The 14925-nt window shown below is 59.7% G+C and carries 9 protein-coding genes and 8 pseudogenes; 8 read left to right on the plus strand and 9 right to left on the minus strand.

What is annotated here, in order from left to right:
• The 3 genes and pseudogenes from EX20_RS21620 to EX20_RS21630 all read left to right on the plus strand — a co-directional run.
• A partial coding sequence (locus tag EX20_RS21620) for an IS5 family transposase (protein ID WP_034194628.1) occupies positions 1 to 1251 on the plus strand: 1251 nt, incomplete at its 5' end.
• Positions 1252 to 1341: 90 nt separating this feature from the next.
• Positions 1342 to 2054: pseudogene (locus EX20_RS32115) on the plus strand (transposase); the annotation flags it as partial.
• 50 nt (positions 2055 to 2104) lie between these two features.
• Positions 2105 to 3078 (plus strand): annotated as a pseudogene (locus tag EX20_RS21630) (IS256 family transposase).
• 759 nt (positions 3079 to 3837) lie between these two features.
• On the opposite strand, the gene EX20_RS21635 reads toward EX20_RS21630, so the two are convergent.
• The 3 genes and pseudogenes from EX20_RS21635 to EX20_RS33270 form a co-directional block, all read right to left on the minus strand.
• On the minus strand, positions 3838 to 4737 hold the full coding sequence (locus EX20_RS21635; RefSeq protein WP_034194709.1) for an alpha/beta hydrolase: 900 nt from the start codon (positions 4735 to 4737) through the stop codon (positions 3838 to 3840).
• A 97-nt stretch (positions 4738 to 4834) separates the two neighbouring features.
• On the minus strand, positions 4835 to 5305 hold the full coding sequence (locus tag EX20_RS32975) for a helix-turn-helix domain-containing protein (RefSeq protein ID WP_231572277.1): 471 nt from the start codon (positions 5303 to 5305) through the stop codon (positions 4835 to 4837).
• A 54-nt stretch (positions 5306 to 5359) separates the two neighbouring features.
• Positions 5360 to 5857: pseudogene (locus tag EX20_RS33270) on the minus strand (AraC family ligand binding domain-containing protein); the annotation flags it as partial.
• A gap of 436 nt (positions 5858 to 6293) precedes the next feature.
• On the opposite strand from EX20_RS33270, the pseudogene EX20_RS21650 reads away from it, so the two are divergent.
• From EX20_RS21650 to EX20_RS31120, 3 genes and pseudogenes are all read left to right on the plus strand, one after another.
• A pseudogene (locus EX20_RS21650) lies at positions 6294 to 6676 on the plus strand (IS5 family transposase); the annotation flags it as partial.
• Between the two features lie 48 nt (positions 6677 to 6724).
• Positions 6725 to 7996, plus strand: a complete 1272-nt coding sequence (locus EX20_RS21655) for an IS256 family transposase (protein WP_374702175.1) — start codon at positions 6725 to 6727, stop codon at positions 7994 to 7996.
• 38 nt (positions 7997 to 8034) lie between these two features.
• Positions 8035 to 8430 (plus strand): annotated as a pseudogene (locus EX20_RS31120) (IS5 family transposase); the annotation flags it as partial.
• Positions 8431 to 8497: 67 nt separating this feature from the next.
• Here EX20_RS31120 and EX20_RS32120 read toward each other — a convergent pair.
• The 5 genes and pseudogenes from EX20_RS32120 to EX20_RS32125 all read right to left on the minus strand — a co-directional run.
• Complete coding sequence (locus tag EX20_RS32120) at positions 8498 to 8701, minus strand: hypothetical protein (RefSeq protein WP_131929125.1); 204 nt, start codon at positions 8699 to 8701, stop codon at positions 8498 to 8500.
• Between the two features lie 208 nt (positions 8702 to 8909).
• Entirely contained in the window at positions 8910 to 9377 is a 468-nt protein-coding gene (locus tag EX20_RS21660) for a hypothetical protein (protein WP_034194713.1), read from the minus strand.
• 71 nt (positions 9378 to 9448) lie between these two features.
• Complete coding sequence (locus EX20_RS21665) at positions 9449 to 10369, minus strand: tyrosine-type recombinase/integrase (protein WP_034194714.1); 921 nt, start codon at positions 10367 to 10369, stop codon at positions 9449 to 9451.
• Between the two features lie 109 nt (positions 10370 to 10478).
• A pseudogene (locus EX20_RS21670) lies at positions 10479 to 10703 on the minus strand (IS110 family transposase); the annotation flags it as partial.
• Between the two features lie 143 nt (positions 10704 to 10846).
• Positions 10847 to 10936 (minus strand): annotated as a pseudogene (locus EX20_RS32125) (IS5/IS1182 family transposase); the annotation flags it as partial.
• An 84-nt stretch (positions 10937 to 11020) separates the two neighbouring features.
• On the opposite strand from EX20_RS32125, the pseudogene EX20_RS21675 reads away from it, so the two are divergent.
• Positions 11021 to 12001: pseudogene (locus EX20_RS21675) on the plus strand (IS5 family transposase); the annotation flags it as partial.
• A gap of 147 nt (positions 12002 to 12148) precedes the next feature.
• Here EX20_RS21675 and EX20_RS21680 read toward each other — a convergent pair.
• Positions 12149 to 13225, minus strand: a complete 1077-nt coding sequence (locus EX20_RS21680) for a porin (RefSeq protein ID WP_034194716.1) — start codon at positions 13223 to 13225, stop codon at positions 12149 to 12151.
• A gap of 661 nt (positions 13226 to 13886) precedes the next feature.
• Here EX20_RS21680 and EX20_RS21685 point away from each other — a divergent pair.
• Entirely contained in the window at positions 13887 to 14918 is a 1032-nt protein-coding gene (locus EX20_RS21685; RefSeq protein WP_051974470.1) for a 2Fe-2S iron-sulfur cluster-binding protein, read from the plus strand.
• Positions 14919 to 14925 lie beyond the last annotated feature (7 nt).

The raw sequence follows: 14925 nt of genomic DNA on the forward strand, positions 1-14925 counted from the left end.
CATCCGCTGGTGCGTCTGGCCGATCTGATCAACTGGGATGGATTGAATGCGTCGATGAGCGCGAGCTTCGTCTCACGCAAGGGTCGGCCGGCCACGTCACCGAGGCTGATTGCTGGCTTGCTGTATCTCCAGCATGCGTTCGATCTGTCGGATGAGGACGTGGTCTGGCAATGGGTGGAGAACCCGTATTGGCAGGGCTTCACCGGCGAAACATTTTTACAGACCGAGCCGCCGATCGATCCGTCGAGCCTGACGCGCTGGCGCAAGCGCCTGGGTGAGGCCGGAGTTGAGGAGTTGCTGGCCGAGACGATCGAAGCGGCAAAGCGCGCGGGCGTGATCAAGGCCTCAAGCGCGAAGCGTGTAATTGTCGACACGACGGTCATGCAAAAGGCGATCGCCCATCCAACCGATTCTCGCCTGCTCGAGCGGTGTCGCGAACATCTGGTGAAGGCTGCGGCACGGCACGGACTGAAGCTGCGGCAGAACTACAATCGCGAGGCGCCGCACCTGGCGCGTCAGATTGGCCGCTACGCCCATGCGAAGCAGTACAAGCGCATGAAGAAGGCGCTGCGCACGTTGCGCTCGCGCGTTGGGCGGGTGATGCGTGATGTGGAGCGTCAACTCGATTCAGTTGGCCACGCCGCACGCGGCGCGCTAACAGAGTTGGTCAGTCGCACCAGGCGGATCCTGTCGCAAAAGCAGAAGGACAAGAACAAGCTGTACGCGTTGCATGCGCCGGAAGTCGAGTGCCTGGCCAAGGGCAAAGCGCGCACGCCGTACGAATTCGGCGTCAAGGTGTCGATCACGACGACCCACAAGGAAGGGCTCGTAATCGGAGCGCGCTCGATGCCGGGCAATCCGTATGACGGCCATACGCTGGCCGAGGCACTGGAGCAGGCGGCAATCCTGAGCGACGTGAAGGCGGAAGTGGCCGTTGTTGATCGAGGCTACAAGGGTGTCGCCATCGATGGCGTGAAGATCTATCACCCAGGATTGCGACGCGGAATCACGCGGAGCCTGCGCGCGATGATTCGACGGCGCAGCGCGATCGAGCCGGCCATCGGTCACATGAAGGCCGACGGCAAACTCGACCGGAACTGGCTTAAAGGCGCACTCGGCGATGCGATGCACGCGGTGCTGTGCGGCGCGGGCCACAACCTGCGCATGATCCTCAGAAAACTGCGGCTTTTTTACGCCCTTGTTCTGATTGCTTTGCGTAATCGCTCGCTCACTGTCGTCATCACGGCATGATGGCAGCGCCGCGCAAGACGAATTGTTCAGGTGCGACCATGTAGCCAAACGGCAAGTGAGTTTTCTTATCCTGTAGGCAAGGAGAACTCGATGAAGAAGCGCTACACCGACGAACAGATCATCCGCATCCTGCGGGAAGCTGAGAGCGGCGAGGAGGCGGTGAAGGATCTGTGCATACGGCACAACATCACAGAGCAGACGTTCTACCGCTGGCGAAACAAGTTCGGCGGCATGGATGTCGCTGAAGCCCGGCGTCTCAAAGAGCTTGAATCGGAAAACGACCGGCTCAAGCGCCTGATTGCCGAGCAACTGCTGGTGATCGACGGGTTGAAGGAGTTCAGCCGAAAAAAATGAGCACCCCGACGGGCCGGCGCGAAGCGCTGGAAGTCCTGACCCGGCGGGGGCTGTCACAACGCAAGGCATGTCGTTACCTGGGGCTGAGCCGCCGGGTGCCGGCCTATACGCCCAGGCAGCCGGATAAGGATCGGCTTCTGGGAGAGCAGTTGATCGCAGCGTCTCAGGAGGTGCCGCGCTTCGGATATCGCCGGATCTCGGCGTTGCTGTCGCTGGGCGAATCGCGCGTGGGCCGGATGTGGCGTGCCCTGAAGCTGAACATCCCAAAGCGACCACCGCGTCGACGGCGTTGTGGCAGCGATATTCGATTGCCTGGCGCGACGCAGCCCAATTCGGTCTGGAGCTACGACTTCGTCCACGACCAGCTGGTCGATGGCCGAGTGCGAGTTATCGTCGGAAGTGGTGTATGCGGCATAGGGAGGAGGCAAGAGAAGGCGGTGGCGATTGAAGGAGAATGTTGCTTCTCACGGTAACACTTCCTCAATCGAACTCCACCACCATGGCGAAACATACGCAGGAAACGAGCACCAGTCAAACGGCAGAAACGCAGATTGAGGGCGTGCCCGGCCTGGACGATCTGATCCAGCAAGGGGCGCGGCGAATCATCCAGCAGGCAATTGAGGCGGAACTGGCGGCGATGCTTGAGCAGTATTCGAATGTGAAGACGATGGACGGCCGGCGTGCGGTCGTGCGCAACGGCTACCTGCCAGAGCGCGAGATCGTCACAGCGGTGGGCCCGGTACCGGTGAAGGTTCCGAAGGTTCCGACGGTCAATGCCTGCTGGTTATCATCGGCGTGAAGCCGGACGGCGAGAAGGAGCGCGTTGCGCTCTGCGACGGTTACCGCGAGTCGAAACAATCGTGGAGCGAACTGCTGCTCGATCTGAAAGCGCGCGGCCTGCAGGCGCCGCCGCTGCTCGCGGTTGGTGACGGCGCGATGGGACTATGGGCGGCACTCGACGAGGTGTTCCCGCAGACGCGACATCAGCGCTGCTGGTTTCATAAGGTCGGAAATGTCCTCAACGCGATGCCCAAGTCGCAGCACGGCAAGGCCAGGGCAGCGCTCGCAGAGATCTGGAATGCCGCGACGCGCGCCGATGCGATTGTTGCGTTCAATCAGTTCGTCGACGTGTACGCTGCCAAGTACCCGAAGGCGGTCGAGAAGCTCACGAAGGATCGAGACGCACTGCTGGCGTTCTACGACGTTCCTGCGGAGCACTGGCAGCATGTGCGGACCACGAATCCGATCGAATCGACGTTTGCGACGGTACGCCATCGCACGTGCCGCACGCGCAACTGCCTGTCGCGCTCGACCTTCCTCGCGATGGCGTTCAAGCTGATTGAAGCGGCCGAGCAGACCTGGAGGAGGATTCGCGGTGCCGAGAAAATTGATCAGCTTCTGAAGGGCGTCCCCTTCAAAGACGGAACCCCGGTGATCGACAGCACACCGACTCCTCAAGCGCTGGCCGCCTGATCATGCCGTCCCGCCCGCGTACACCAGTATTGACGATTGCTCAGCTCTACTTTTGCAGCGTCGGCTTTGGGTCACCTATCGAACGTTTGAGTCGAGAAACTGAAGGGCTCCTCAGGGTCGCGTCCGGCCGCTCGCAGACAGGCAAAGTCGGGACAAAATATGCCCATTGCATATGGCAGTACCCGGCCATGACCTGCCGTCCAACGAGCAGCTAGACTTGCCATTACAACGACTGCACTACTCCACTAACGGACGTTGCTTGCGCACAGCAATGTCCGGCAGCAACGGGGCGCATTTGGCTAGTCGTGCTAGCGCTGGACGCTAGGGATAACCCTACAGGCAAGCAGATGTAGCTTTCCTACACTTCCTAAGCGGCTTGAGATACCCCTAGTCGCGACGTGGAAACCTCAAAACCGCGGACTCGCCTCTGCGGTTTTTTTGCCAGCGCGCCTCATAGCATCGACCTGGATTCATTTCCGCCTGTCAGGGCGTAGTGCCCGTGAAAGCACAGATCGCTGGCTTCGCTTGTACGGCATTGGCCATTGTCCTGAACAACCTTTACCTGCGTTCGCATGCGCGCCGCGAACGGCGCGCATACAGGTAGAGCCATGAATGCTCGAAGACGCCCGAACGCGAACTGCCACGAAGCAGACGCCATTGTCCGAGAAGCGTCGGCAATGACGGATCGCGTATGGCAGCGTTTTCGTCGGTGACAAGCTACAGTAAGATTCGAGCTATGCCATGCTCAGTGATTAACACTCAAATCAAATGCCGCTTGAACCACTCGGCAGCGCACCGGCTGGTGGTTTCGAAGTGCTCTATATAGGGCGTAAAGTGCCCTCCTGAAATCATCGCGAGTTGTTTGGGTTGTAGCGCATCCTCGTACGCACGCAGGCACAGGTCGGTGGCCGTCAACGTGTCTGCGTCGGCCACGATCATCAGCAGGGGCGTCGGGCTGATGCGTGCGATGTAAGCACCAGGTTCGTTCTCGCGCGATAGCTCCGCGCTGCGCAACGTCACCTCGTTTCTCCAGTTCGATGCGAACGCTGCTGTGCCCGCAAAAAATGCGTGGCTGTCGGTACCCGCCATCGCGCACGACTCGGCAGGATCGGCACTCGTCGCAGGTAACATGGCGGGTGCGCCCCCGGCGAAGCGTCGAGCGCGGTCCGCTTCGAAGCGGCCTAACAGCGCCGGAACATGATCTGCGCGCGTCCGACGCAATGCCGATTGATAACCGCTGATCTGCGGCACCTGCGAAACCACGCATTTCACGCGTCGATCGACCGCGGCAACTTCAAGCACATGGCTACCGCTGAAACTTGAACCCCATATGCCGATGCGTGTGGCGTCCACCTCTGCCCTCGTAGACACGTAGCTGATCGCATCGCGATAGCCCCGCTTCTGCAAGGCCGGATCGACTTCCTGGCGCGGTATCCCTTCGCTTTCGCCGAAATTGCGGTGATCGTAGACGAGTACGGCGAAACCTGCACCAGCGAACACCTCAGCATAACGATCGAGATATTGTTCCTTGACCGCCGAGAATCCGTGTGCCATCACGATGGCCGGGTATCCACCCGCACGCCGCGATCGCACAGGCAGATAGAACCAGCCGCGCAGAAGCGCGCCCTCCGAAAGAAACTCCACGTTTTGACGTTCCATTGCGTATCCCTCATCAGTCAGGTGCGCCCGAGTTTCGGCGCCCGGGTTTCACGATACGCAAATGAGGCGCGTGGTGTGCCGCAAGTCAGGACATGCTCTACGCCGATTCGGACAAACTGAAATACGCACTCGGCGTCGTGCCGGTTACTCGACGGAACATCGCCGCAAAGGCACCCGGCGTCTCGTAGCCGAGCGCGAGGCTCACTTCGGCGACGGGCATACCGCTGGCAAGCAACGGCAGCGCATGCTGGACACGCACAAGTTGGCGCCAATGCACGAACGAGATGCCGGTTTCAGCGAGAAAAAGACGCGCAAGCGTGCGCGTCGATGCGCCAGCTTCGTCGGCCCATGCATCGAGCGTGCGCACATCAGCGGGGTCGCGAAGAATCGCGTCGCAAATGCGTTTGAGACGTCGATCATCGCCACCCGGCATACGCAGCGGATGACCCGGCACCCATTCGATTTCGGCGAGCAGATGCGCGATGACAAGTCCATCTCGCCCCGTCAGCTCACTATCGAGCGGAATCGACGCGGCGCGAACGATCAGCTCACGCAGCAGTGGCGTCACGTTGACGGAATGAGGAGTGTCGGGGAACCCACGCGGGCAGCTTTCGGCCCGAATATATGGGCTACGCAGCGACACTGCGCCCCGCGCACGCATCGCGTGAGGCGTGCCGGCTGGCATCCAGAGTGCGCGTTGCGGCGGAACGAGCCAAAGCGACTGCCCGATCGTCACCTCGATGACACCGCGCGTCGCGTAGATTAGTTGGGCGCGCGCGTGCCGGTGCTCGCCAACTTCAAAGCCGTCTGCATATTCCTTCGCCAGAACGGAGGCAGGCCCAGATGCGCGTTGATAATCTGCAGGATTCGTACTGCGGGCGGAAAGTTGAGCGTGTGAACATCGGAGGGGACGGACGGGCGACATTGTCAGGCGTGCCGGGCAAAAACAGTTCAGTATAGTTCGACGCACGTCGTCCGGTGCCAGATCGGGCTCCCGAGTAGCGGGCGCGTTAAAACATCTGCGCCGGCTGTCTGTTTCTAATGCCATTGCCGACACTGGTGAGAGACGATCGTGCGGCAGAAGTGGGTCGGCTTCGGCCCTCCGATCTCCGGGCGGCATCGCCGGCGCACTTTCAAGAGCCTTACGGTGCTCCCACTTGTGTCAAACTCTTTTATCGCGAGATGCCGATACCAATGGTGTTGGGTTGTGATTGTGTCAAACTCTATTTCGTCAGAGCGTGATGAAGCATTCCGCTAAGTGACTGATTATGTGACGTTCATGGTGTCAAGCTTTTTTGTTCGTTCACAATGTCCTGAAACAGCGTGTCGAAGCGGGTGAGCCGATCTACATCAACGGCCAGAGTAATCAAGCCGTCGAGGCAGCGATTGACGGATTGGCGAAAGAGACGGGAGAGCCAATACGCGTCGTTCAGTTGGTAGGCGTGGATACCACCTCTCTTGAGAACGCGAGCCAGGAATCCATCGAGGCCGTACTAGGGTCTGTTTACATTTAATGAAATGTGTTTACATCTTGTCTTTTGCACGATCGAGGCAAGATGGTCCGAACATTACTGAGCGACGAGGTATGGGCACGAATGGAGTCTGTCCTGCCAGGCAAGGAAGGCGACCCGGGGCGAACGGCAGCCGACAATCGGTGGTTTGTCGAAGCCGTTCTCTGGATCGGCCGCATGGGTTGTCCGTGGCGCGACTTGCCGAAGGAATTCGGCCGATGGCATACGGTGTACATGCGCTTCTCGCGGTGGCGTCGCAAAGGCGTGTGGGAGCGCGTGGCGCATGCGGTATCCGACGAGACGGAAATCAAGCGCGTGCTGATCGACTCGACCATCGTGCGCGCGCACCAGCATTCGGCCGGCGCCCGAAAAAAAGCGGCCCGCAAGGGCTCGGGCGTTCGCGCGGCGGCCTGACAACCAGGACCTATCCGTGATTTCGTGGGCGGGGCATATCATGAGGTGTAAAAGCCATGGATATGCCAATGAAGAAGAAACGAACGGTGGCATCCCAGGCAGCGGCCCGCGGGCCGCTGCCTGAACTGCCTAAAGAACTGCTGGACCAGTTGGTCAAAGGGCCGATGACGCCGGCCGAGGTGCAGGACCTGATGCTGGCGTTCAACAAGGCGGTCATCGAGCGCGCGATGGGCGCCGAGATGAATCTGCATCTGGGCTACCCGCCTGGCCAGCCCAAGCCGCCCGGTCAGGCTAACGAGCGCAACGGCGCCAGCGGTAAGACGGTCATCACCGATCGCGGCCCGGTTCGGGTTGAAGTTCCCCGCGACCGTGACGGCAGCTTCGAGCCGATCCTGATTCCCAAGCATGAGCGCCGTTTCACCGGCTTCGACGAACGCATCATTGCGATGTACGCCCGTGGCATGAGCGTGCGCGAGATTCAAGGGTTTCTGGCCGAGCATTACGGCACCGAAGTGTCGCCCGACTTCATCAGCTCGGTCACCGATGAGGTGATGGCCGAGGCGCTGAGCTGGCAGAGCCGCCCGCTTGAGACGATGTATCCGGTCGTCTTCTTCGACGCGCTGCGGGTCAAGATCCGCGACGACGGCGTGGTCAGCAACAAGGCCGTCTATCTGGCCTTGGGCATTCAGGCCGACGGCCAGCGCGACGTGCTGGGCCTCTGGATCGAGCAGACCGAAGGGGCCAAGTTCTGGCTCAAGGTGTTCAACGAACTGAAGACGCGCGGCTGCCAGGACATCCTGATCGCCGTGGTCGATGGCCTAAAGGGGCTCACCGAAGCCATCGGCGCGGCCTATCCGCGGACCACCGTTCAGACCTGCATCGTGCATCTGATCCGCAACAGCCTCGAATACGCCAGCTACAAGGACCGTAAGGTGCTCGCCGCCGCGCTGCGCCCGATCTACGCGGCCGCCAGCGAGGAGGCGGCAAGGCAGGCACTGCAAGACTTCGCTGACGGCCCTTGGGGCGCGAAGTACCCGACGATCGTGCAGTCGTGGCAACGCGCGTGGGAGCACGTCGTGCCGTTCTACGTGTTTCCGCCGGAGATTCGACGGGTCGTGTACACCACGAACGCCATAGAAAGTTTGAACATGCAGTTGCGCAAGATCATCAAGACCCGTGGTCACTTCCCGAATGATGAAGCGGCCGTCAAGCTGCTCTGGCTGGCGCTGCGCAACGTACTGGCCAAGACCGTGCGGACTGCGTTCGACTGGAAATCAGCAATGAACCAGTTTGCTATCCTGTTCGGAGAGCGATTTACGCAGGCGCGTGGATAACGCGTTGTTCAACCGCCTCGCCCACAAAAATGCGGACAGGTTCGACAACCAAGCTGCATCTGGCTGTCGATGAAGCCGGACGGCCTCTGCGAATGATCGTCACCGAGGGACAGGTCTCGGACATTTTCTGTGCGAACGAATTGGTCGAGCATCTGCGCACGGGTGCCGTGATCGCTGACAAAGGTTATGACTCGGACGCCTTTGTGAACACCATCCGCGCTACACATGCGAAGGCCGTTATTCCCCCGCGCTCGAATCGAAAGGCCAAGCGTCGCTATAGCCGTGTGCTCTATCGAACCCGAAACATCGTCGAGCGCTTTTTCAATCGCATCAAACATTTTCGTCGTGTCTCCACTCGCTACGACAAACTCGCAGGAAACTATCTCGCCTTCGCTTCGCTTGCGTGTGCCTTGGGACCGCTGCTGAGAATGTGAACAGACCCTAGCGAACTCCAACGTCAAAGTCATCCTGAAGAACTGACCGGAAAATATGACTCACCTTCTACTCACAGGCTCTAAAGACGGCAACGCGCAAATGGTGGCCGACAATACAGAAATGGCTTGAAAGCGAGCCCGGCATTACAGCAAGGAAACTGCATGAACGGCTCGTCGCACTGGCACCGGCGATGTATTCCAGCGCCCAGTTGCGTACGCTGCAACGCAGGGTGAAGGCATGGCGATCGAACCGTGCCAGAGAACTGGTCATCCAGATACTCGGCGCCACGGACGCGATGAAGGCTGGCACCGCTACGCGGCACCAGCCTTCATCGCAAAACTATCGGAAAATGACAACTACCCGGGAGTAACATGATCCCGTGAGGCAACACGGGCAGCCATCGTAATTGACAATCTACAGTTAGCTTTGAGCCAAGGGGGCGCCGCCCCGGGTAGAGGGCGGCGGACTCTGAACCGCTCTAGCCTGGCGCGGCGCGAACCTCGGCTGACAACGGAGCGGCGACGGCATGAACCGTGTCAACACGCACGCTCCCGGCCACGAGACTGCGGGAGTCGATTTCGATGCGTTCGACCAGTTTCCCGCGGCGAGCACGCTCCGGCGACGCCCGGTAGCGGTTTCCGCGGCCAATGTAGTCGTGAATGTCGGGCGTCATCTCATACTCGAATTCACCCGACGCGTCGCCCGCGACGAGACGTAAGACGCCAAGCGGCAGGGCACGAAGATCGCTGTCCAGGAGACGGTTAAGAACGTGGTCTCGAACGCTTGGGGATTCGACCGGGCTGGCGTAATCGTCGCCGGTCTGGCGAAGCTGCAGGATGGCCAGCCACGGCTCGCGTTCGGTGAACACGATGCGGTACTGCATCGCACTGGGTCTTCCCGTCTCGTCCGGATAGACGATCGGTATGAAGGGACTACGGTAGGACATTTGCGGCTCCTTTCGTCGGATTCGCCGCCGGAAAATGGCGGCAAGTCCAGGTTACGGAGCTCGACAGGAAGTCAAGTCGGTGTATCGGGCGCAGGGATCGTAGCCCGCAGGCGCACCACGGTCCTGTGGCTGACCAGGCCGAGCAGCCTGCTGGCGTCTTCGTTGGAGCGTCCTGCCAGCAGCATCCGGCGTGCGAAGGTGTTACGCAGCACGCGCGGGCTCATGTCGGCGCCGTCAAATCCGGTCGCTTCCAGCGCGTCGCGCACGATGCGCCACAACGTGTCCTCACTCAGCGAGCCGGTCGCGGCCTCGAGCGGGAAGAGCAAAGCGGCCCCGTCGCCCGTCTTCGCCCGGAGCCATCTTTGAAGTGGCGCCAGGGCGAACGGGGCGAGGGGCACGATCCGTTCGCCGCGGGCTTTGTGGGCCGCGACGACGATATGCGGCCGGGTGCCGTCCGCCACGACGTGCATGCGCTGTGCACGCCTCAGCTCGGCCGACGTCACGCCAGTGGCATGCAGAAGCGCCACCACTGCCATGTTCCGGACGTCGCGCGCACCGTGGTGGCTGGCCGGCTGCACGTACGCCTGCAGGCGCAGGTCAGCTGCCTCGTCGAGGAACAAAGGCACGGGCTCTGTGGTTGGCCATGCGCCGTGACGCGCGAACGCATTTGCCGGGTTGTCCGCCCGCACGCCAATGTCCACCAGATGGCGACACAGGCGATCAAGCAGTTTCGCGTACCTGAGCGCGGTACTCGTGCCGGGAGCGCACATTCTCCCGAGTTCCGCGATGAACGATTCCAGATGGTCCTCGCCGAAGCTGGCCACTGTCACGCAGTTCGTCCGGAGAAAGCGCGCAAAGCGCTCGAACATGGCAGTGTGCTGCACGATCGAGCGCGCGGAGAACGGCCGCCGTGCCGAACCAACCGCCTCGGCTTCCTGCCAGCGTCGATAGGCTTGCGCCGGCGCCTCAGTCCATTCGAGATCTGCTTTCATTGTGGCCGGATATACTGAATTTGTATTTTCGTCCACCCATGGCGAATCTGCGATTCGCGCAATCGCCGCCAGGAAGATGGGGTTTTCCCGCCCGACGCCGTTGTCAGTCTGGCATCAGCTTGACCTGATGCCCCATCTCCACCAGCTTGCGTGCCCAGTGATGCGCTCCGCCGCACGCTTCCATTCCGATAAGGCAAGGAGCCAAGTTTGCGAAATGCTCGAGAAACACAGCGCGTCTGATTGGCTTGTTCACGACCTCGCCCGTGTCCCGGTTTATGTAATGCACCTGGAAAACAGTCTTGGCAATATCGATTCCAACTGGTGTCAGATTCATCGCGAGCCTCCGCTTCGCCGTGAAGATTCATGTGATCTTGCGCTATGAGCGCGCTCACGTCGAAGGCCAGTGCCTCGCGATGCGGGAGGGAGGCGTCCATACCATTTCTCTCAAAAGTTGGAGCCTCCACAAAATCCGGGGCGGTTCAGCCTGTCCCACACGCCTGCGGCTAGCCAGTCGCGTAACCGGCACCAGCACGTCATGCTGCTGCCAAAGCCGAGTTCTCGTGGCAGGTATTCCCTAGCAGGCTGTTGAATTTGGATCCCGTGTAAACGGGGTTTGAGGGACCGGCGTTATGGATATCGTGTTCATGATCTTTGGACGATGTGTTCGCGCGAATGTACGAGGCTGACGCGAAAGGAGGTCGGCCGAGCATCGCGCCGGAGAAGCTGGTGCGAGCTCTTTTGCTGCAGGTGCTGTACTCAATTCGTAGCGAGCGCATGCTGGTGGAACAGATTTCCTACAACATGCTGTTCCGCTGGTTCGTTGGCCTGCCGATGGACGGGACCGTGTGGGACCACTCGACGTTCAGCAAGAACCGCGACCGGTTGCTCGAACACGATGTGCTGGTGCTGCTCTTCAACGAGACAGTCGAGACCGCGCGCGAGCGCGGATATCTTTCCGGGGAGCACTTTAGCGTCGACGGCACGTTGATTCAGGCACGGGCGGGGCATAAGAGCTTCGTGCCGAAGGCAAGTCCAGACGAAGACGACACGCCTCCTGACGAACCGCCAGCGCCGAATGACAACTGGCACGGACAGAAACGCAGTAACGAGACGCACCAATCCACGACGGACGAGCAGGCGCGCCTGTTTCGCAAGAGCAAAGGAACCGGCGCGATGCTCTGTTATATGGGCCACGTGCTGACCGACAACCGGCATGGCCTGGTGGTCAACGCACAGGTGACGCTGGCGACGGGCACCGCCGAGCGCGACGCGGCTGAGCTGATGCTTGCTGATGCCGCGAGTGTTGCGCCGCTCAGCATCACCGTCGGCGCGGACAAGAATTACGACACCGCCGGCTTCGTAGCAAGTTGTCGCGCGAATCGTGTCACGCCACATGTGGCGCAAAACGATGGACGTCCAGGAGGCTCGGCAATTGACGGGCGAACTACGCGCTGGCCGGGTTACGCGGTAAGCCAGCAAAAACGTAAGCGCATTGAGCAGGTGTTCGGATGGGGCAAGACAGTCGGACGAATTCGCCAGGTCATGTATCGGGGACTTGAACGCGTAGACCAACTCTTCGTGCTGACGCAGGTCGGCTACAACCTGACGCGTATGCGCACACTTGCCGGTTGAGGGGCAGGAAGCGATGGATAACACCGATATGGTGAACTCGCGAGCAACGTGGAATGCCTGCAAACGTATTCCGCGTTTCAAAAGTACGAACCCAGCATCCGTCGTAATGCACCTGAGCGCATCAACGACGGATATTTCACCGGCCTGTTAGAAGGAGTGGCGAACGCCAACTTCGACACCGGTCGATGTTCCAGTGACCCCATAGATCTGCGCAATGGAGAAACCGGTATTCATTGCGCCGTGGTTATTCACTACGCCGATATCTGCATAGAGTGACGTGGCCTTGGAGAGAAAATACTGGGTGCCGAGTCCGACTAGCAGCGAATGGTTCGCGGTGCGATTGCGGTCGCTCGTTACCCAAACACCGCCATTGACGTTGAGTTGTGCCGAGACGTAATAGTCAAGTCCCCCACCGTACACGTTATTGTTCATCGATCCAGCGACCTTGTAGTTCACGAAGTCCGCCTTGGCGGTGAGGCCACCGAACCGGTAAGCCGCCCCCAGTGTTCGCCCCTCGAACTCGATCGTGGTCGGTATTGGCGTCTGTGCTGCTGTGCCGCCGCCGTTGCCGTCATAGATTGCTGCATTGACCATCAGGGTTCCGTTGTCGTATTTGAGACTTGCCGAATATTGCCGTCCCGCCTGGAAGTCGCCGGCAGTGCCACCGAGTGCAAGCATTGCGCTGCCTTCGAAGCCGGCAATATTCGGACTCGTATAGGAGATCGCATTTGAATTGAATACGGCCGTACCGACGATGTTGTCGACATAGTTGACCAGACCGCTACCGAACTGCGCAAGGCCGCGTGGATCTGACTCGTGCAGCGCAAGGAAGAATGGCGAGAATTGCAGACCGATCTTGGCCTCACCGAAATTTGAATCGATCGAGACCCATGCTTGGCGACCGAACAGATTGCCGTTCGAGTCATTGAAGCCACCATTAGCAATATCGATTCCGCTCTCAAGCGCAAACTTGGCCTTCAGTCCGCCGCCAAGATCTTCCATTCCCTTGAGACCAAATACCGATGGCGAGGACCCACTGTCGACCATGGCAAAAGTCCTTCCATCGTTCAGTCCTGTCTTTGCATCGGGGGTCTTGCTCACATAGAGAAGTCCGCCGTCGACCACGCCATAAAGCGTCACACTGCTTTGAGCATGCACCTCTCCGCAAAGGAGCAGGCTCGCTGCAGTCACAAATAGTCCAAGTTTCCTTTTCGTCAACCGCATTTATTAAGTCTCCAAATGGTATTTTTTTGCGCATTCGCGCCCGAACTAGTTGTCGCTCGCGTAGCGCTAGCGTGGCTGGATCGCCGTGCGATCGATGTAATTGTTTCTCCAGCCCGCCCTCGAGTTGTCCAACTGGCCCACCATTGTGGACATTCCAATATGGTGTTCCATGGTGGAAAACCCTGAAACTGAACTCTTGATGCTCATACAAAAAGCCCGTCCACAACTGCTGCAAGTGACCGACCGAACAGGCGTGGGCAGCAGGGCGCGTCAATGGAGGTATTGTGCTCACTCGCGGGTGAACGCAACGCCAGCGTTGGGATGCCCGACGGATTGACTCGCACATTTCTCAGGGACCCCGGTTAGCGGTCCTCAGACGCAATGCGGTGCCCAGAGGAAGTTATCTCGGGCCCGATAGGTGTAATCCCCGAATGTATTGCGATTGACAGGGGTAGTGTGGAGTGCAAAAATGGTACTACCAGATTGTTGAGACCAAATTAAGATTCACGATTGGGCAGAATGCAGATCTGCTCTGGCGGATGAAGAAAGTTTGACGTGTCTGGCTGGCTCACCGATGTGTGATTCCCCGATGCTCTTGAACTCTTAACTGCCCGACGTGGGCCAATTTATGGGCTCGTCGGGCGATTCTCGATTGGATGGAATGGACGCGATGCCGCTTTTTAACATCTCCCTGGCAGGCTCCCCCGTGTCGTTTTCCTGCGAGGAAGGCGAGAACCTGCTGCGTGCGGGTCTACGCCAGGGCGTTCCGCTCGCCTACGAGTGCAACGTCGGCGCGTGCGGAAGCTGCAAATTTGATTTGATTGAAGGTAGCGTTGACGAGATTTCAACTGCCTCAGCTGGGCTCAAACCACGTGAGCGTGAACGAGGCAAGCGGCTCGCGTGTCAGTGCATACCGACTTCGGACTGCACGGTCAGGATGCGCACCGGACTAGAGTTCAAGCCGCAGATTACGCCGCGCCGCAGGGAGGTGACCCTCGAATCTGTGCGTGACATCACGCATGACATTCGTGAACTCACGCTTAGGGCGGCAGAGCCAGCCGAGTTCTTGCCGGGGCAATACGCATTGCTGCATATGCCGGATTGCCGGATGCCTCGCGCCTACTCGATGTCGAACCTTCCTAACGAAGAGGGTTATTGGCAATTTATGGTGCGACGGGTTCCCGGCGGAGCCGTAAGTCCATTCCTGTGCGACGAATGTCAACCGGGACAGCGTCTGATGCTGGAAGGGCCGTACGGACTGGCATACATGAGGGAATCCGTTCAGCGAGGTCTGGTGTGTATAGCAGGTGGCTCGGGAATCGCGCCCATTGCATCGATTCTCAAACGTGCTGGCCAGCTTACCTCGGGCACCGGGCGGGAAGTGTATTTCTTTTATGGCGGTCGAGGTCCGCTGGACGTGCCGTCGCTGGAGCATCTGTTCGGATCTGAAGTGGGGTGTGCTGATATCCGCTTCTATCCCGTCGTATCGGAACCAGGTCTGGTCGAGATGGGCAGATGGGACGGTGAAGTCGGCCTCGTTCACGACGTTGTCGCCGAAAGGCTCGAAGCGAGCAGGGCGAATTATGAGTATTACGTGGCGGGACCTCCGCCCATGATCGAGGCAACGGTAAAGCATCTCATGGTCGATCAAAAGGTCCCTGCGACGCAGATCCACTTCGACCGTTTCTTTTGATCTTAGC

Origin of the sequence: Burkholderia sp. WP42, assembly GCF_000745665.1 — a bacterium.
GTDB lineage: Bacteria > Pseudomonadota > Gammaproteobacteria > Burkholderiales > Burkholderiaceae > Burkholderia > Burkholderia vietnamiensis.